Annotated in this window: 16 protein-coding genes; 8 read left to right on the top strand and 8 right to left on the bottom strand. The window is 65.6% G+C overall.

What is annotated here, in order from left to right; all coding sequences use genetic code 11:
* Positions 1-2: 2 nt before the first annotated feature.
* From I6F28_RS24270 to I6F28_RS24235, 8 genes are all read left to right on the top strand, one after another.
* Entirely contained in the window at positions 3-905 is a 903-nt protein-coding gene (locus I6F28_RS24270) for an NAD(P)-dependent oxidoreductase (protein WP_225141416.1), read from the top strand.
* A 14-nt stretch (positions 906-919) separates the two neighbouring features.
* Positions 920-1,804: an intradiol ring-cleavage dioxygenase gene (locus tag I6F28_RS24265; RefSeq protein WP_225127740.1), complete on the top strand. Its 885-nt coding sequence runs from the start codon at positions 920-922 to the stop codon at positions 1,802-1,804.
* A 55-nt stretch (positions 1,805-1,859) separates the two neighbouring features.
* Positions 1,860-3,254, top strand: coding sequence for an FAD-linked oxidase C-terminal domain-containing protein (locus I6F28_RS24260; RefSeq protein ID WP_225141414.1), 1,395 nt, complete (start codon positions 1,860-1,862; stop codon positions 3,252-3,254).
* A 10-nt stretch (positions 3,255-3,264) separates the two neighbouring features.
* On the top strand, positions 3,265-4,788 hold the full coding sequence (locus I6F28_RS24255; RefSeq protein WP_109144268.1) for a sugar ABC transporter ATP-binding protein: 1,524 nt from the start codon (positions 3,265-3,267) through the stop codon (positions 4,786-4,788).
* Entirely contained in the window at positions 4,781-5,731 is a 951-nt protein-coding gene (locus tag I6F28_RS24250; RefSeq protein WP_109144269.1) for an ABC transporter permease, read from the top strand. The genes I6F28_RS24255 and I6F28_RS24250 overlap by 8 nt, the downstream gene beginning before the upstream one ends.
* On the top strand, positions 5,728-6,705 hold the full coding sequence (locus I6F28_RS24245) for an ABC transporter permease (protein ID WP_036005199.1): 978 nt from the start codon (positions 5,728-5,730) through the stop codon (positions 6,703-6,705). The genes I6F28_RS24250 and I6F28_RS24245 overlap by 4 nt, the downstream gene beginning before the upstream one ends.
* Before the next feature lie 41 nt (positions 6,706-6,746).
* Entirely contained in the window at positions 6,747-7,721 is a 975-nt protein-coding gene (locus I6F28_RS24240; protein WP_036005202.1) for a sugar ABC transporter substrate-binding protein, read from the top strand.
* Between the two features lie 76 nt (positions 7,722-7,797).
* Positions 7,798-8,085 carry a YciI family protein gene (locus I6F28_RS24235; RefSeq protein WP_036005205.1) on the top strand — a complete coding sequence of 96 codons (288 nt, stop codon included), beginning with the start codon at positions 7,798-7,800 and terminating at the stop codon, positions 8,083-8,085.
* Positions 8,086-8,334: 249 nt separating this feature from the next.
* Here I6F28_RS24235 and I6F28_RS24230 read toward each other — a convergent pair whose 3' ends face one another.
* The 8 genes from I6F28_RS24230 to I6F28_RS24195 form a co-directional block, all read right to left on the bottom strand.
* Positions 8,335-9,327: an ABC transporter ATP-binding protein gene (locus I6F28_RS24230; RefSeq protein ID WP_225141412.1), complete on the bottom strand. Its 993-nt coding sequence runs from the start codon at positions 9,325-9,327 to the stop codon at positions 8,335-8,337.
* Positions 9,324-10,313 (bottom strand): ABC transporter ATP-binding protein, encoded by a 990-nt coding sequence (locus I6F28_RS24225; protein ID WP_192893254.1) that lies wholly within the window; start codon positions 10,311-10,313, stop codon positions 9,324-9,326. Before I6F28_RS24225 ends, I6F28_RS24230 begins: the two co-directional genes overlap by 4 nt.
* A gap of 31 nt (positions 10,314-10,344) precedes the next feature.
* Positions 10,345-11,268, bottom strand: a complete 924-nt coding sequence (locus tag I6F28_RS24220) for an ABC transporter permease (protein WP_036034858.1) — start codon at positions 11,266-11,268, stop codon at positions 10,345-10,347.
* The gene (locus I6F28_RS24215; protein WP_225141410.1) at positions 11,265-12,206 is read right to left on the bottom strand and encodes an ABC transporter permease; all 942 of its coding nucleotides are present in this window, start codon (positions 12,204-12,206) and stop codon (positions 11,265-11,267) included. The genes I6F28_RS24220 and I6F28_RS24215 overlap by 4 nt, the downstream gene beginning before the upstream one ends.
* Positions 12,207-12,223: 17 nt before the next feature.
* Entirely contained in the window at positions 12,224-13,828 is a 1,605-nt protein-coding gene (locus tag I6F28_RS24210) for an ABC transporter substrate-binding protein (RefSeq protein ID WP_225127728.1), read from the bottom strand.
* Between the two features lie 150 nt (positions 13,829-13,978).
* Complete coding sequence (nikE, locus tag I6F28_RS24205; RefSeq protein ID WP_057029970.1) at positions 13,979-15,649, bottom strand: nickel ABC transporter ATP-binding protein NikE; 1,671 nt, start codon at positions 15,647-15,649, stop codon at positions 13,979-13,981.
* Positions 15,646-16,494, bottom strand: coding sequence for an ABC transporter permease (locus I6F28_RS24200; protein ID WP_036005271.1), 849 nt, complete (start codon positions 16,492-16,494; stop codon positions 15,646-15,648). The genes nikE and I6F28_RS24200 overlap by 4 nt, the downstream gene beginning before the upstream one ends.
* A complete protein-coding gene (locus I6F28_RS24195; protein ID WP_036005288.1) occupies positions 16,491-17,525 on the bottom strand; it encodes an ABC transporter permease in 1,035 nt (344 codons plus the stop codon). Before I6F28_RS24195 ends, I6F28_RS24200 begins: the two co-directional genes overlap by 4 nt.
* Positions 17,526-17,541 lie beyond the last annotated feature (16 nt).

Below are 17,541 nucleotides of genomic sequence, written 5' to 3'. Positions count from 1 at the left end.
CAATGACTGACGCTCTGAAAACAGTTGGTTTCATCGGGATCGGCAAGATGGGCCTGCCGATGTCGGTGCTCGTCGCCAAGGCGGGCTTCGCCGTTACCGCGTTCGACCAGAGCGCGGCGCGCATCGACGAGGCACGCGCGCAGCGCATTGCGATTGCCGCCTCGCCGGCCGAGGCCGTGAGCGGCAAGGCCGCTGTGATCACGTCCCTGCCCGACGACGCCGCTTTGCGCGGCGCATTGCTCGGCTCCGCCGGCCTGATCGCCGCGATGGCACAAGGTGCCGTCTTGATCGAAACCAGCACCGTGAGTGTCGACGTCTCGGCTGAGGTTGCGGCCGCCGCGCAGGCGCGTGGCATTGCCTATTTGCGCGCGCCGGTCTCCGGCAATGCCAGCATCGTGCACACAGGCGCGCTGACCTGCTTCGTGTCGGGGCCGAAGGACGCCTTCGAGAGCGTCAAGCCGCTGTTCGCAGCTTTCACCCGCGCCCAGACCTATCTCGGCTCCGCCGAGGAAGCGCGCTTTGCAAAACTCTCGGTCAATCTGATGATCGCCGTGTCGGCGGCGATGATGGCGGAGAGTCTGGCGCTGGCGCGCAAGGGCGGCATCGCCTGGCAGGACATCCTGAAAGTGCTCGACGACAGCGCGGTCGCCTCCCCCATGGTGAAGTACAAGACCGCGCCGCTGCGGACTCGCGACTTCGAGTCCACCTTCTCCTGCAGGCAGATGGCCAAGGATCTCGACCTAATCCTGGGCGCCGGCCACGCCGTCGGCGTGCCGTTGCAGCTCGCCGCGCAAGTGCGCGAGACCTATGGCGCGCTGGTCGCGCAGGGCGACGGTGATACCGACTTCATCGCGACCGTCAAGCATCTCGAACGGCTGTCCGGCCTCGGCGAACCAAAACCCTGATCGCGGAGATACACATGCGTAACTTCAACGAAAACACGATCACGGACGCCGTTCTGGAGCGGATCGCGGGCGCGACCGATCCACGCATCAAGCAGGTGAGCGAGGCGCTGGTGCGGCATCTTCACGCCTTCGTCCGCGAGGTGCGGCCGACCCAGAAGGAGTGGGAATACGGCATCGACTTCCTGACCCGCACCGGGCACATGTGCAACGACAAGCGCCAGGAGTTCATCCTGCTGTCGGACACGCTCGGCGTCTCCATGCTGGTCGACGCTATCAACCATCCGGTGCCCGAAGGCGCGACCGAGACCACGGTGCTCGGGCCGTTCTTCGTCCAGGCCGCGCCGGAGAAGGACAGCGGCGCTGACATCTCCGGGCCGATGGATGGCGATCCGATGCTGGTCACCGGCTCGGTCTCGGCCGTGGACGGAAAGCCGCTCGCCGGCGCCATCGTCGACGTCTGGCACTCCGACGACGACGGTTATTACGACGTGCAGCAGCTCGATGAGATCGGCGATCTCGCGATGCGCGCCCGCTTCCATACCGACGCCAACGGCCGCTTCCATTTCTGGTCGATCAAGCCGGCCGCCTACCCGATTCCGCATGATGGACCGGTCGGCGAGATGCTGGAGGTGCAGGGACGCCATCCCTGGCGCCCGGCGCACGTGCACTTCATGATCTCAGCGCCCGGTTTCGAGCAGCTGGTGACGCACGTGTTCGTTGCCGGCGACCAATATCTCGACAGCGACGTGGTGTTCGGCGTCAAGGACAGCCTGATCCGCGAATTCGTCCGTCATCCCGCCGGCCGTGCGCCGGATGGTCGCATGGTGGAGCGCGACTATTTTCATCTCAACTATGATTTCGGCCTGAAGCAGGTCGCAAGCAACGCAAGAGCCGCTTAAGCTGAACGACGGACCAACAAGAGTCCGGAGACAGGGAGCAAACGGGAGCTTACGGATGGGACCGCGGGTCAGCACGGACATATTGGCCGAGCGCCTCGCCGGCATGATCGGACCGCGCGCGAGCGTCGCGCGCGGCGTGCTCGATCAGCATGGGCAGAGCGAGTCGCATTATCGCAGCCTGCCGCCGGACATCGTCGTCTTCCCTGAGACGACGCAGGAGGTCGCTGAAATCGTCAAGCTCTGCGCCGGCGCGGGCATGCCGATCGTCCCGTTCGGCGCCGGGACCTCGCTCGAAGGCAATGCGGCCGCGGTCGCCGGCGGCGTCTGCTTCGACTTCGCGCGCATGAACAAGGTGCTCAGCCTGCACGACAGCGACATGGACGTCGTGGTGCAGCCCGGCATCACGCGCAAGCAGCTCAATGCGGAGCTGCGCAACACCGGCTTGTTCTTCCCGATCGATCCGGGCGCCGATGCCTCGATCGGCGGCATGACGTCGACGCGCGCCTCGGGCACGATGGCGGTGCGCTACGGTACCATGAAGGACAATGTCATGGCGCTGGAGGTGGTGTTGGCCGACGGCCGCGTGATCCGTACCGCCCGGCGCGCGCGCAAATCGGCGGCCGGCTACGACCTCACGCGCATGTTCGTCGGTGCGGAAGGCACGCTCGGCGTCATCACGGAGATCACGCTGAAGGTACACCCGGTGCCGCAGGCGATCTCGGCGGCAGTCTGCAGCTTCGACACCCTGCACGATGCGGTGGACACCGCGATCTCCGTGATCCAGTCCGCGATCCCCGTGGCCCGCATCGAGCTGCTCGACGATGTCATGATGCGCGGCATCAACGCCTACGCCAAGCTCGGCTATCGCGAGGCCCCCACCCTGTTCTTCGAATTCCATGGCTCCGAGACCTCCGTCGCCGAGCAGGCCGAAGCCGCGCAGGCGATCGCGGCCGAGCATGGCGGCCATGGCTTTGCCTGGGCCAAGGCGCCGGAAGACCGCAGCCGGCTCTGGCATGCCCGCGACAACACCCTGTACGCCGGCCTTGGCTTGCGGCCCGGCGCGCGCGCTGTGATCACCGACGTCTGCGTGCCGATCTCGCGTCTGGCGGAATGCCTGATCGAGACGCGTCGCGACGGTGACGAGCACGGCTTCACCGCACCGATCGTCGGCCATGTCGGCGACGGCAATTTCCACATGCTGATCCTGATCGACCCGACAAAGCCCGAGGAGGCCGAAGGCGCCAAGGCGCTGCAGGCCCGCATGGTCGCGCGCGCCATCGCCATGGACGGCACTTGCACCGGCGAGCACGGCATCGGGCTCGGCAAGATCGGCTATCTCACCGACGAGCTCGGCGAGGCCGTGGATGTGATGCGATCGATCAAGACGGCGCTCGATCCTGACGGATTGATGAACCCCGGAAAGATCTTTGCTGGCAGAGCCAAAACATGAGCAACAAGCCATGAGCGACGCGCTCCCGATCGAGGTCACCTCGCCCACGCCGCTGCTGGAATTGCGCGGCATCAGCAAGGAGTTTCCGGGCGTCAAGGCACTGGACGACGTGTCCTTTGCCGTCTACCCCGGCGAAGTCCATATGCTGCTGGGCGAGAACGGTGCCGGCAAGTCGAGCCTGATGAAAGTGCTGTGCGGCGCCTATCGCGCCGACACCGGCGAGTTCTATTACAATGGCGAAAGAGTCGCGATCTCCTCGACCGCCGATGCGCAGAAGCTCGGCATCGCCGTGATCTTCCAGGAATTCTCGCTCGTCCCCTATCTCGACATTGCCCAGAACATCTTCCTCGGCCGCGAGCCAAAGGGCCGCATTCCCGGCACCATCGACCGCCGCAGGATATTGGCCGACGCAAAGCGCGTGCTCGACACGATCGGCTTCGACATCGATCCCGCCACCACCGTCGACAAGCTTGGCGTCGCCCAGCAGCAGATGGTCGAGATCGCCAAGGCGATCAGCCAGAATGCCCGCATCCTCGTCATGGACGAGCCCACCGCAGCCCTGTCCGATCGCGAGACCGAGCTCTTGTTCGCGCTGATCGCGCGGCTGAAGGCCGATGGCGTCGCCATCGTCTACATCTCCCACCGCATGGCCGAGGTGTTCGCGCTCGGCGATCGCATCACCGTGCTGCGCGACGGCCGCCGCATCGACGGTGTCCGGCCTGCCGACGTCACGCCGGACCAGCTGGTCCGCATGATGGTCGGCCGCAACGTTGACATGACCTATCCGCGGAATTTCGCCGACAAGCCCGGCGAGGTGCTGCTCGAGGTCAAGGGCCTCTCCGCGTCCACCGGCATCTCCGACATCAACATCGAGGTGCGCCGCGGCGAGATCGTTGGGCTGTGCGGGCTGGTCGGCTCCGGCCGCAGCGAGGTCGCCCGCGCCATCTTCGGCGCCGATCCCGTGACATCGGGGGAGATCATCTTCGACGGCAAGAGCATTTCCGGCGAGCCGGATCTCGCCGCCCGCCGCGGCATCGCGCTGATCCCTGAGAGCCGCAAGAGCGAAGGCCTCGCGCTGCTGCGATCCGTCAGCGACAATCTGGTGGTGTCGGCGCTGAAAAAGCTGTTTCCGAGCGGGCTGTTCGACCAACGCTCGGCACAGCGCACCGCCGACGGCCTGATCCGGCAGCTCCGCATCGCGACACCGAGCGCACGCCAGACCGTCGGACTGCTCTCGGGCGGCAACCAGCAGAAAGTCGTGATCGGCAAATGGCTGGCAGCCGGCTCGAAGCTCTTCATCTTCGACGAGCCGACGCGCGGCATCGATATCGGCGCCAAGTCGGAGATCTTCGCGCTGATCGACCGCCTCGTCGCGGACGGCGCCGCGGCCCTGATGATCTCGTCCGAGCAGGTCGAGATCTGCCATGTCTGCGACCGCGCCTATGTGATGCGCGAGGGGCGCATCGCGGGACATTTGTCACGCAACGAATTGACCGAGGAGAACATCGTGCGACTGGGGATGCATCATGCGTGAAGCCGCGATCGTCTCAGAGCCCAATCCGCTGCAGCGCATTCCCGGCGTTGCCATGGTGCTGGTGCTGCTGATCGTGCTGTTCAGCGTGATCGCGCCCGGCTTCCTGTCGGTCGCCAACCTCTCCAACGTGCTGGTGCAGTCGACCATCCTGACCATGCTCGCGCTGCCGATGACCCTGATCATCATGACGGAGGGGCTGGACCTGTCGATGGGCGCGGTGCTGACGCTGACCTCGCTCTGCGTCGCGATCGTGTCGCTTGCGACCAAGTCGATGCTGCTGGGCCTCGGCGCCGGCCTTCTGGTCGGCACCGCCTTCGGCCTCGCCAACGGCTGGCTGGTCGCGATTCTCGGCATACCGCCCTTCGTCGCGACGCTCGGCACGCTCGGCATGGCGCAGGGCCTGTCGCTGATCGTCAGCGACGGCCAGAGCGTGGTCGGCATTCCCCACAGCGTGCGCGACATCTACTCGGCGACGCTGCTCGGCATTCCCGTGCCGATCGTGATGGCGCTGGTGACATATGCGGCCTTTCACGGCCTGCTCTATCACACCCGCTTCGGCACCTACATCTTCGCCCTCGGCGGCAACCGCGAGGCGCTGCGCTATGCCGGGCTATCCCCCAACAGGCTGCTGATCGCGGTCTACGCGATCGGCGGCGCCATGGCCGGAATCGCAGGCCTGTTGATGACCGCACGCATGAACTCCGGCCATCCCACCGCCGGCCTCGGCCTGGAATTCGATGCCATCGCGGCCGTTGCCGTCGGCGGCACCTCGTTCGAGCGCGGGAATGGTTGGCTACTCGGTACGCTGCTCGGAGTCCTTTCCGTCGGCGTGTTGCGCAACGGGCTGAACCTGATCTCGCTCCCCTCCTCGGTGCAGGTCGCCAGCGTCGGCGTGCTCGTCATCGTTGCCCTGTTCCTCGACGGCCTCAGGAGCCGCACATGACCGACATCACCAAGGGCGCCATGGCGCCGCCCCGCTCCTTCCTGTCGCAGGACGCGGTCCAGCTATTCTATCGCCTGCTCGCGGCTTTCCTGATCTGCGCGGTGCTGGCCGTGCTCAGCGATTCCTTCCTGAGCCTCGGCAACATCCTCAACGTGCTGAGGCAGGCAAGCTTGACCTTCTTCATCGCCTCCGGCCTGACGCTGGTGGTGCTGACCGCAGGCCTCGATCTCTCCGTCGGCGCCAATGTCGCGCTGTCCGCCTGCCTCGCCGGTACCGTGATCCACACGACCGGTTCGCCTGCGCTCGGCATCCTCACCGGACTTGCCTGCGGCGGGCTCGTCGGCCTGATCAACGGCGTCATGGTCACGGCGCTCCGCATTCCCTCCTTCATCGCCACCTATGGCATGCTCTGGGTGCTGAACGGCCTCACCTATTGGTACATGGCGGGCGAGACCCTGCACGGCTTCCCGGCCGGCTTCCGCCAGATCGGCAGCGGCTATCTGTTCGGCCTGCCCATTCCGGTCTACCTGCTCCTGGTGTTCCTCGGCATCGGGACGTTCTTCGCGCAGCGCACGGTCTGGGGCCAGGAGATCTACGCGATCGGCGCCAATCCTGTCGCCGCACGACTATCAGGCATTCCCGTCGCGCGCCGCCTACTGCTGGTCTACGCGGTCTCAGGCACCATGGCGGGACTTGCCTCGATCATCTTCCTGTCGCGGCTCAATTCGGCCGAGGCCGATATCGGCGAGAGCCTGACGCTGCCGGCGATCGCGGCCGTTCTGATCGGGGGCACCTCGCTGTTCGGCGGCGTCGGCACCGTGTTCGGCACCTTCATCGGCGCGCTGATCCTGACCCTGGTGCTGAACGGCATGAACCTGCTCGCGGTCAGCGCCAATTGGCAGCCGCTCGTCACCGGCGTCATCGTCATTCTCGCGGTCTGGCTCGACATGAAGACCCGCCGCCGCGCGCAATGAGTTCCAGCAATCCAACAAGCAAAATGAGGGATGGAGGCAATATGAGAAAGACAATTGGCTATGTGGCGCTGCCGTTGCTGATGGCGACCGCGCTCACCACTGCGGCGCGTGCCGACGGCGAGACCATCGCCGTCTTCACCAAGAACCAGACCAATCCGTTCTTCCAGACGGTGCGGGTCGGCGCCGACAACATGGCGAAGGTGCTGAACGCGAAGACGCTGCAATACATCCCGACCAAGCCGGACTCGATCCCCGAGCAGCTCAGCCAGATCGAGGACGTCGTGGTGAAGAAGCCGAGCGCGATCGTGTTCACGCCGGTCGACTACAAGGCGATGGTCCCCGGGGTCGAGAAGATCAACGAAGCCAAGATCCCGGTCGTCAACATCACCGACCGTTCGGCCGGCGGCAAGTTCCTGTCCTTCGTCGGCGCCGACGATTACAGCCTTGGGCTGGAGACCGCGCGCTTCCTGCTCAAGACGCTCGGCGGCAAGGGCAACATCGTCATCATCGAAGGCGTCAAGGGCTCGCTGACCAATGTCGACCGCGTCCGCGGCTTCAACGACGCGCTGAAGGAAGCCCCCGGCGCCAAGCTTTTGGCCTCGCAGCCCGGCAACTACCAGCGGCTCCAGGCGCTCCAGGTGATGGAGAACTTGATGCAGTCGAATTCGCAGATCGACGGCGTGTTAGCCGCCAACGATGCCATGGCGGTCGGCGCGATCGAGGCGCTCGACGGTGCCAACCGCAAGGCGCAGGTGATCGGCATCAACGGCACCAAGGAGGCGATCGACGCGATCAAGTCCGGCAAGCTGCTGGCGAGCGGCGACTACAACGGCTTTGCGCAAGGCTGCCTCGGCACCATGATGGCGATCCGCTCCTTGCGGGGCCAGCCTGTCATCAGCGAGATCGTGCTGAAGCCGACGGTGATCACCAAGGACAATTACGGGCCGTTCGACGTGCCGCTGGAGCAGCGGACCTGCCCCACCTTCGAGGACGCCGGCAAGCTCAGCGCGAAGTAGGCCATCCCCCCACATCAAGACCGGACGGCCGCAGCCCGCGGCCGTCCCAAGAATGAAGCCAAGAAACGGAGACAGCATGCTGTTCGCCATTCACGCCCTCGACCGCACCGGCGCGTTGCCGACGCGGCTCGCCAATTACGACGCCCACAAGGCTTTCCTCAGCGACACCTCGCGCTTCGGCGTCAAGATCGTGATGTCCGGTCCGCTCGTCTCCGACGACGGCCAGACCATGATCGGCAGCCTGTTCCTGATCGAGGCCCCTAGCCGTAGCGAGGTCGAGGCCTTCAATCGCGCCGATCCGTTTGCCGCGGCCGGCATCTGGGACAAGGTGACGATCACCGGCTTCCTGCGCCGGCAGGGTTGAGGGTCCGCCACGACAAAGTGCGAAAACAACCCCATGCACAGTACAACGGGGCTTGTTTTCGCTTACGAATTTCCGATGCACCGCGCGACCTCGCATCCGAGGCCAATGCCGACCCGGATCGGCGGTGGATTTTGACTCGTCGGGCAAAACAGGGGCATAATGTAATCATCACCCGATGTCAGTTGCGCCCGCCATCCAGGCACCTGCCCAGCGTCGGCGCGGTGTGCGACGCGGACTGGAGTCAGGTCCTTAACCGCTGACTGCCGGCGCAGCCTCTTCCAGGTGACACGCCACCCACTGCTCGGCTCCGGCCGCGCGCAGCGTCGGCTCCTCGGTCCGGCAACGATCGAACACGAACGGGCAACGGGTGTGAAAGCGACACCCCTTCGGCGGATTGATCGGGCTCGGCACGTCGCCCTTGAGGATGATGGGATTGCGCTGGGCTCCGGGCTCCGGCAGCGGCACGGCCGAAAGCAGCGCCTTGGTGTAGGGATGCCTTGGCGCGGCAAAGATCTCGCGGCGCGGGGCGACCTCGACGATCTTACCGAGATACATCACCGCGACGCGATGGGTCATGTGCTCGACGATGGCAAGATCGTGGCTGATGAAGAGCAGCGCGAGGCCGAACTCGCGCTGCAGATCCTGCAGTAGATTGACGATCTGCGCCTTGACCGAAACGTCGAGCGCGGAGACCGCCTCGTCGCAGACGATCAGCTCGGGCTCGGCAGCCAGCGCCCGCGCAATGCCAATGCGCTGACGCTGGCCGCCGGAGAATTCGTGCGGCCTGCGATTCAGCGCCTCGCGCGGCAGGCGCACCGTGTCCATCAGTGATGTGACACGGACCTCGAGATCCTCTGCGGACTTGGCGAGGCCGAAATTGCGGATCGGCTCGGCGAGAATGTCGCGCACACGCATGCGCGGATTGAGGCTGGAGAACGGGTCCTGGAACACGACCTGCACGCGGCGGCGCATCTGGCGCATCGTGCCAGGTGCTGCGTCGTCGATCCTCTGGCCGTCGAGGATGACCTGGCCCGAGGTGATCTCGAACAGCCGCAGGATGGCGCGGCCGACCGTCGATTTTCCGCAGCCGGACTCCCCGACCAGCGACAGCGTCTCGCCGCGCGCGATCTCGAAGGAGACGCCGTCCACCGCGTAGACGAATTCGGACTTGCGGCCGAACAGGCCGCTCTTGACCGGAAAATGTTTCTTGAGGTCGTTGACCTGGAGCAGCGGAGGACTCATGCCGCGACGGCTCCCTTGGCGGCGTAATGGCAGGCGGCGACGTGGCGCGGGCCCTTCTCTTCAAGTCCGGGCGCATATTGCCGGCAGACGTCGGTCGCGAGCGCACAGCGGCCGGCGAAGACGCAGCCGATAATGGGCTTGCGGAGATCCGGCACTTGCCCCGGGATCTCGGCAAGGCGGGTCGCGGTGCCCGCGAGCGAGGAGCCGAGCTTCGGCACCGCGCCCAACAGGCCTTGCGTATAGGGATGACGCGGGGATCGGAACAGCTCGGCCACCGGCGCCTCCTCGACCTTGCGGCCGGCGTACATCACCATAACGCGCTCGGCGATCTCGGCGACGACGCCGAGATCGTGGGTGATCAGGATGATGGCGGCGCCGACCCGGCGCTTCAGGTCCAACATCAGCTTGAGGATCTGCGCCTGGATTGTCACGTCGAGGGCGGTTGTCGGCTCGTCTGCAATGAGAAGCTTCGGATTGCAGGCCAGCGCAACCGCGATCATCACGCGCTGGCGCATGCCGCCGGACAGCTGGTGCGGATATTCGCCGACGCGCCGTTTCGGCTCGGGAATGCCGACCAGTGTCAGCATCTCCACCGCATGCGCCTCCGCCGCCTGCTTGTCGAGGCCCTGATGGATCATCAAGGTCTCGCGGATCTGGCGGCCGACGGTGAGCACCGGGTTCAGGCTCGTCATCGGTTCCTGAAAGATCATCGAGATGTCGTTGCCGCGGATCGCGCGCATCTCGCGGTCGGACAATTTCAGCAGATCCCTGCCCGCGAAGCGGATGCTGCCTGCGATCCGGCCCGGCGGCTCCGGAATCAGCCGCATCAAGGACATCGACGTCACCGACTTGCCGCAACCGGATTCGCCGACGATGGCGAGCGTCTCACCCTCGTTGACATGGAAGGATACCCCGTCGACCGCGCGGTTGATGCCGCCGGGCGTGCGGAAATGGGTCTGGAGGTTCTCGACTTCGAGCAAAGCCATCGCAATCAGCCTCGATCCATCACAGACAACATCACAGGCTTTTGGCCATGCGCGGGTCGAGCGCATCGCGAAGGCCGTCGCCGAGCAGATTCACGGCGAGCACGGTGACGGACAGGAACGCCGCCGGGAAGAACACGATGTAGGGCTTCACCTGCCAAAGCGCGCGGCCCTCGGCCATGATGTTGCCCCAGGACGGGATGGTCGGCGGCGTGCCGGCGCCGATGAAGGACAGGATCGCCTCCGTGATCATGGCGCTGGCGCAGATGTAAGTTGCCTGGACCAGCATCGGCGCAACCGTGTTGGGCAGGATGTGGCGCAGGATGATCATCGGCGTGCGCGTGCCGCAGGCCACGGCCGCGTCCACATAGGGCTGTTCGCGCAAGGACAGCACGACGCTGCGGACGAGGCGCGAGACGCGCGGAATCTCGGCGATGGTGATCGCCAGGATGACGTTGCCGACGCTGCCGCGCGTCAGGGCCATGAGCGCGATCGCCAGTAGGATCGGCGGGATCGACATCAGCCCGTCCATGAACCGCATCAGGATGCCGTCGGCCCAGCGGATGAAGCCGGATACCATGCCGATGGCAAGGCCGATCGCCGAGGCGCAGATCGCGACCGAGAGGCCGACCGTGAGCGAGACGCGCGCGCCGAACAGCACGCGCGAATAGATGTCGCGGCCGAGCACGTCGGTGCCGAACCAGAAATCGGCCGACGGCGCGCGGGTGCGCTTGGCGGGCGCAAGCGCGGTCGGATCGACCGTGCCGAGGTATGGCGCAAAGATCGCGATCAGCACCAGCATCAGCAGCAGCGCGCCGCCGATCGCGACCGTCGGGTGGCCGCGCAGGAGGCCGACGAAGCCGCGCCGTATCCTGACCGGCCGCAGGATCTCGGGCAGTTGCGGCGCAAGGACGAGGCCGGCCGGAAGCGAATGCGGATTGACGGTGGTGTCGGTCAATAGCGGATCCTCGGGTCAACGAGCGTGTAGACGACGTCGATCATCAGATTGACGAGGACGTAGACGAAGCTGAACAGCAGCACGATGCCCTGAATCACCGGATAGTCACGGCGCAGGATGGCATCGATGGTGAGGCGGCCAAGGCCGGGGATCGCGAACACGCTCTCGGTGACGACCGCGCCGCCGATCAGGAGCGCGATGCCGATCCCGATCACGGTGACGATCGGCACCGCCGCGTTCTTCAGGGCGTGAATGAACAGGATGCCGCCCTGCCCGAGGCCCTTGGCCTTGGCGGTGCGGATATAGTCCTGCTGCAGCACTTCGAGCATGGCTGCCCGCGTGATGCGGGCGACCAGCGCGATGTAGACGCAGCCGAGCGCGATCGCCGGCAGGATCAGGTTTTCCAGCCATGGCCAGAAACCCTGGGCCAGCGGCGTGTAGCCCTGCACCGGCAGCCATTCCAGCTCCAGCGCGAAGATGTAGGCGAGCATATAGCCGACCACGAAGACCGGCAGCGAGAATCCGAACACGGCAAAGCCCATGATGACGCGATCGATCAGGCTGCCGGCCTTCCATGCCGCCACCACGCCGAGCGGCACCGCCACCACGATCGTCAGCAGCAGCGTGACGATCATCAGCGACAGCGTCGGTCCGAGACGCTGCCCGATCATCGCGGAGACCGGCAGGTTGGTGAAGATCGAGGTGCCGAGATCGCCGTGCAGGATGCGCCAGACCCAGCTTCCGAACTGGACCAGGAAGGGCCGGTCCAGCCCGAGGCTCTGGCGGATGCGCTCCACATCCTCCGGGCTTGCCTGATCACCCGCGATCACCACGGCCGGATCGCCCGGCGCGATATAAAGCAGGCTGAACACGAACAGCGCGACGATCGCCATGACTGGCAAGGTCGCGACGATGCGACGGAGGATGTAAGAGAGCATCTGGCCTCAGCGCAGGATCATGCGGACTTCGACACGCCCCAGAAGAACGGCAGCGGTCCCTTGGCAACGCCGGAGACGTTCTTGCGCCACGCGGTGTAGCTCAGGAAGAAGCCCGTGGGCGCGTAGACGACGTCATCGATCGCCGCCTTGTTGAGGCGGCCCATGGCGGCCTTCTCTTCGTCGACGTTCTTGGCCTCGAACCACGAGGCGACCTCCTTTTCGGTGGCCGCGCTGGTGGGCCAGCCGAACCAGGCCTTGTCGCCGTTGGCACGAATGGCGGTGTAGGGAGCCGGATTGACGCAATCCGCGCCGGCGTGCCAGGTGTGGAACATGTTCCAGCCGCCCTGTCCCGGAGGTGTCTTCTGCGCGCGGCGGGAGCCGACCGTGCCCCAATCGGTTGCGACGAAGTCGACATTCATGCCGAGCTTCTTGAGAAGATCGGCGGTGACGTCGCCCATCGCCTTGGTGATTGGCTGGTCCTGCGCGACGAGGCACGTCACCGGCTGGCCGGAATAGCCGCTCTCGGCGAGCAGCTTCTTGGCGGCGTCCAGATCGCGCTTGCCCTTCAGGATCTCGCCGCCCACTTCGGTGTAGAGCGGCGTATCCGGCGTGAAGTAGCCGGGCAGCGGCTTCCACAGCGAATTGTCGTCGCCGACGATCGCGCGCATGTAGTCTTCCTGGCTGAGCGCCATCAGCACCGCACGCCGCGCCTTGACGTCATTGAACGGCGGATAGAGGAAGTTCATGCGGAACGAGCCGATATTGCCGAGGGGATCGCCGATATCGACGCTGATATTCTTGTTCTTCTTCAGAACCGGAACGAGATCCGCGATCGGGTTCTCCCACCAGTCGATCTCGCCGTTCTGCAACGCGGCCGCCGCGGTTGCCGGATCCGGCATGATCACCCACTCGACGCGGTCGACCATCACCTGCTTGCCGCCAGCAAGCCAGGACGCCTTCTCCTGCCGCGGTGAATAGTCGGCGAATTTCTCGAACACGGCCTTCGCACCGGGGACCCACTCGCTCTTGGCGAACTTCAGCGGACCGGAGCCGATATATTCGGAAATCTGCTTGAACGGATCGGTCTGCGCGATGCGCTCCGGCATGATGAAGCTGCAAGGCGAATTGTTCTTGCCGAGCGCGTAGAGCAATTTCGGGAAGGGCTGCTTCAGCACCCATTTGAAGGTGCGGTCGTCGACGGCCGTGAGCTCCTGCTGGAGCGCCTTGATCATCAGGCCCATCGGATCGCGCGCCGACCAGCGCGTCAGACTTGCCACGACGTCCTTGCTGAGCACCGGCTCGCCATCGTGGAACTTGAGGCCGGGCCGCAGCTTGAACGTCCAGGTGGTGCCGTCGTCGGTCACTTCCTCGGACTCGACCATCTGCCGCTGCGGCCGGAACGAGGAATCGATGCCGTAGAGCGTGTCCCAAACCATCGCGGCGGCATTGCGCACGACATATTGCGTGCCCCAGATCGGGTCGAAATTGGCGAGATTGGCCTGGGGCACGAATCGCAGGGTGCGCGCCGCCGCACCCTGGGCGATCGCCGGGGCCGACAGGCCACCCGTCAACGCCAGGCTGCCCGCGCCAGCCAGTCCCTTCAATACCGTCCTGCGATCCATGAAGTCCTCCCAGAAATGCCGTGATGCCAGCTGTTCATTGGCAAAGGGCAAGTGAAACCGAGCCCATTTGCAAGCAAATGGTATGCCACTAAATGCGGCTTCGCCAGCGGGATCTCGCCATTTGGCGGGCCAGGAATGCGAGTTCGGGGCTCACAGAGCGGCCGCCAGCGTCGGCCCGGTCTCGATATGCGGGATCGCCTCGACCAGTTTGCGCGTGTAGTCGGTCTTTGGATTATCAAATAACGCCCGGCTCTCGCCCTGCTCCACGATGCCGCCGTTGCGCAGCACGATGGTGCGGTCGCACAGCATGCGCACGACGTTGAGATCGTGGCTGACGAACAGCAGCGCAATGTCGTTCTCGCGCCTGAGGCGATCGAGCAGTTGCAGCACCACCGCCTGCACCGAGACGTCAAGCGCGGCGGTCGGCTCGTCCAGCACCAGCAGCCGCGGCCGGCAGGCGATGGCGCGGGCGATGCCGACGCGGGCCTTCTGCCCGCCGGAGAGCTGATGCGGAAACCGCGGCAACAGATCGAGCGGCAGCCCGACTCGCTCGGCGCATTCTTCCACCCGTTTGCGCAAGCCTTCGCCCGCGCGCATGCCGTCGAGCCGCATCAAGGGATGGGCAATGCAATCGAACGCCGTGAAGCGCGGGTTGAGGCTTTCGTTCGGGTCCTGAAAGACCATCTGGATGTCTTTGCGCAACGGCGAGCGGTGGAAATCGCGCGCCGCCACGTGCCCGATCGACTGCCCGTCGAACACGATGTCGCCCTCGCTCGGATCGATCAGGCGGCAGATCATGCGCGAGGTCGTGCTCTTGCCCGAGCCGGACTCGCCAACCAGCCCGACACTCTCGCCGCCCGCCATCGTCATCGAGAAGTCGGCAACCGCAGCGGAGCCCTGATCGAAACGCTTGGCGAGCTTGCGCACTTCCAGGAGCGGCGGCGTGCCGTGCGCTCGCTCCTGCCTGGGTCTGGTGACGACGTTGGCGTAACGCTCTCTGTCCTCCTCCGTCACGAGATCTTCGATCCGTGACGTCGCCGTCGGCGACGCCGCTACCAGGCGTCTGGTATAGGCGTGCTGCGGCGCGCTGAAGAGAATGCCGGGGCTCGCCTCCTCGACGATGCGGCCGCGCTCCATCACGGCAATGCGGCGGCAGTAGCGTGCCGCAAGGCCGAGGTCGTGCGTGATCAGGATCGTGGCCATGCCTCGCGCGGCGGCAATGTCTGCCAGCAGATCCATCACCACCTTCTGCGTGGTAACGTCGAGGCCGGTGGTCGGCTCGTCCGCGATCAACAGCGCAGGATTGCAGGAGATCGCGATCGCGATCATGACGCGCTGGCACATGCCGCCGGAGAGCTCGTGCGGATAGGCGTTCATCCGCGCCTCGGGATCGCGGATCTGAACGGCGCGCAGCAGGTCCAGCGCCTCGGCACGCGCGGCCTCTTTCGAGATACGCTTGTGGGTGAGGATCGCGTCCGCGATCTGCAGGCCGATCGCGCGGATCGGATTGAGCGCCGCCCGCGGATTCTGGAAGATCATCGACATCGCGGCGCCCTGCAGCTGTCGCAGATCATCGCCGCGGAGCTTGGTGACGTCCTGCCCACGGAACAGAATCTTGCCGCCGGTGACGCGGCCGGCTGCATCGAGCAGCCGCGTCGTCGCAAAGCCGGTGACCGACTTGCCCGAGCCGCTCTCGCCGACGAGGCCGAGCATCTCGCCGGCCTTCACCGTGAGCGTGACGCCGCGCACGGCCTCGACCATGCCCCGCCGCGTCGAGAACGCGACGTGGAGGTCGTCGATCCTGAGCAGGTCCTCGCTCATGTGCGCATCCGCGGATCGAGAATGTCCCGCATGCCGTCGCCGAGGAGGTTGAAACACAGCACGGCCAGCATCAGTGCGAGGCCGGGAAAGGCCACCAGCCACCAGCGTCCGGTGGAGATGAAGCGCGCGCCTTCCGCGACCATGATGCCCCATTCCGGCGTCGGCGGCTTGACGCCGAGACCGATGAACGACAGGCCGGCGGCATTGAGAATGGCCCAGCCGAGATTGAGCGAGATCTGCACAGCCATCGCCGGCAGGATGTTCGGCAGCAGGAAGCGCAGCACCACCGAGAAATGGCTCTCGCCGCAGGCGCGCGCGGCTTCGACCCAGCCGACATTGCGGCGGACATTGACCTCGGCGCGCGCGAAGCGGATGTAGAACGGAAGATTGATGATCGCGGTCGCGATCACGATGTTCTCGATCCGGTTGCCGAGCGCGGCGACCATCGCCATTGCCAGCACGAACAGCGGAAAGGCCATCATCACGTCGACGAAGCGGCCGACGGCGCGATCGAGCCGCCCGCCGGCATAGCCGCAGAACGCGCCGACGACGGCCCCGATCACGAAGGAGATGCCAACCGCGGAGACTGCGATGGCAAGGTCGAGCCGTGCAGCGATGATGAGACGGCTGAACACGTCGCGGCCGAGCTGGTCCGTGCCGGCAATGTGCGCCGCACTCGGCGGCAGCAGGGCCTCCGACACGTTCGAGGCCACGGGGTCGTAAGGCACGATCCACGGTCCGAAGATCGCGACCAAGACGAACAGCGTCACCCCGGCCGCGGCCACCGCCGTGAGCGGATTGCCGCGCAGGATCCAGACCGAATGGCGAAGTGTGGCGCTGGTCATTCGATCGACACCCTGGGATCGGCGATGCCGTAGCAGATGTCCACGACGAGATTGACCAGCACGAACAGGCTGGCCATCAGCAGCACGAAACCCTGCACCGGCGCATAGTCGGAGGACAGCAACGCGTCGAGCGCATAAGAGGCCACGCCCGGCCAGGAGAACACTTTCTCCACCAGCACGTTGGCGCCCAGCATGGTCGAGAACACGATGCCGGCGATGGTGATGACGGGCAGGATCGCATTGCGGAGCGCATAGGTGACGACCACCTTGCGCCAGGACAATCCGACCGAGCGCGCAGTGCGCACGAAATCGCTGCCGAGCGAGACCAGCATCGAGGCCCGCGTGATCCGCGCCAGCGGCGCGATCACGAACAGCGCCATGCTCACCGCCGGCAGGATCAACTGCCTGCAGGCCGCCCACCAGCCCTCGACGTCGCCGGCGAGCAGGAAATCGATCGAGAGGAAGCCGGTGCGCTGCGGCGGCAGCGAGGTGAAGACGTCGATGCGCCCGGTCGGATCAGGGGCCAGCCCGAACAGATAATAGAAGACATAGATCAAGAGCAGACCCGAAACGAAAGTCGGCACGCAGACGCCGAGTGCGCAGAACAGCCGAACGCCGTGATCGATGATCGATCCCGGCCGCAGCGCCGCCAGCACCCCAAGCGGCACTGCCGCGATGAGCGCGATCAGCAGTGCGGTGAAGGTGAGCTCCAGCGAAGCCGGCAATCGCTCGCGCAGGTCCTTCAGCACCGGCTGTCCCGTCATCATCGAGCGGCCGAGATTGCCGTGGCCGATGTCGGAGAGATAGAACACGAGCTGCTCCGGCACGGATTTGTCGAGCCCCATCTGCTTGCGGATCTGCTCGATCTCCTCCTTGCCGGCATTGGGCCCCGAGGCGAAGAACACCGCGGGGTCGCCGGGCAGGACGCGCATCAACAGGAAGGTGAAGACCAGCACACCGAACAGTGCCGGCAGCGACGACAAGAGCCGCCTGCCCGCCCGCACCATCGTTGCACCAAGACCGGTCGTCACCATTCAGCGTCCCTGC

This window comes from Bradyrhizobium sp. NBAIM14 (assembly GCF_020193895.1).
Classification (GTDB): Bacteria; Pseudomonadota; Alphaproteobacteria; order Rhizobiales; family Xanthobacteraceae; genus Bradyrhizobium; species Bradyrhizobium yuanmingense.
Note: the sequence above shows the minus strand (reverse complement) of the source record. Positions and strands in the feature narration are given on the sequence as shown.

Coding starts and splice junctions, on each gene's coding strand:
- I6F28_RS24270 (WP_225141416.1), top strand. CDS start 3: ATGACTGACGCTCTGAAAACAGTTGGTTTCATCGGGATCGGCAAGATG.
- I6F28_RS24265 (WP_225127740.1), top strand. CDS start 920: ATGCGTAACTTCAACGAAAACACGATCACGGACGCCGTTCTGGAGCGG.
- I6F28_RS24260 (WP_225141414.1), top strand. CDS start 1,860: ATGGGACCGCGGGTCAGCACGGACATATTGGCCGAGCGCCTCGCCGGC.
- I6F28_RS24255 (WP_109144268.1), top strand. CDS start 3,265: ATGAGCGACGCGCTCCCGATCGAGGTCACCTCGCCCACGCCGCTGCTG.
- I6F28_RS24250 (WP_109144269.1), top strand. CDS start 4,781: ATGCGTGAAGCCGCGATCGTCTCAGAGCCCAATCCGCTGCAGCGCATT.
- I6F28_RS24245 (WP_036005199.1), top strand. CDS start 5,728: ATGACCGACATCACCAAGGGCGCCATGGCGCCGCCCCGCTCCTTCCTG.
- I6F28_RS24240 (WP_036005202.1), top strand. CDS start 6,747: ATGAGAAAGACAATTGGCTATGTGGCGCTGCCGTTGCTGATGGCGACC.
- I6F28_RS24235 (WP_036005205.1), top strand. CDS start 7,798: ATGCTGTTCGCCATTCACGCCCTCGACCGCACCGGCGCGTTGCCGACG.
- I6F28_RS24230 (WP_225141412.1), bottom strand. CDS start 9,327: ATGAGTCCTCCGCTGCTCCAGGTCAACGACCTCAAGAAACATTTTCCG.
- I6F28_RS24225 (WP_192893254.1), bottom strand. CDS start 10,313: ATGGCTTTGCTCGAAGTCGAGAACCTCCAGACCCATTTCCGCACGCCC.
- I6F28_RS24215 (WP_225141410.1), bottom strand. CDS start 12,206: ATGCTCTCTTACATCCTCCGTCGCATCGTCGCGACCTTGCCAGTCATG.
- I6F28_RS24210 (WP_225127728.1), bottom strand. CDS start 13,828: ATGGATCGCAGGACGGTATTGAAGGGACTGGCTGGCGCGGGCAGCCTG.
- nikE (WP_057029970.1), bottom strand. CDS start 15,649: ATGAGCGAGGACCTGCTCAGGATCGACGACCTCCACGTCGCGTTCTCG.
- I6F28_RS24200 (WP_036005271.1), bottom strand. CDS start 16,494: ATGACCAGCGCCACACTTCGCCATTCGGTCTGGATCCTGCGCGGCAAT.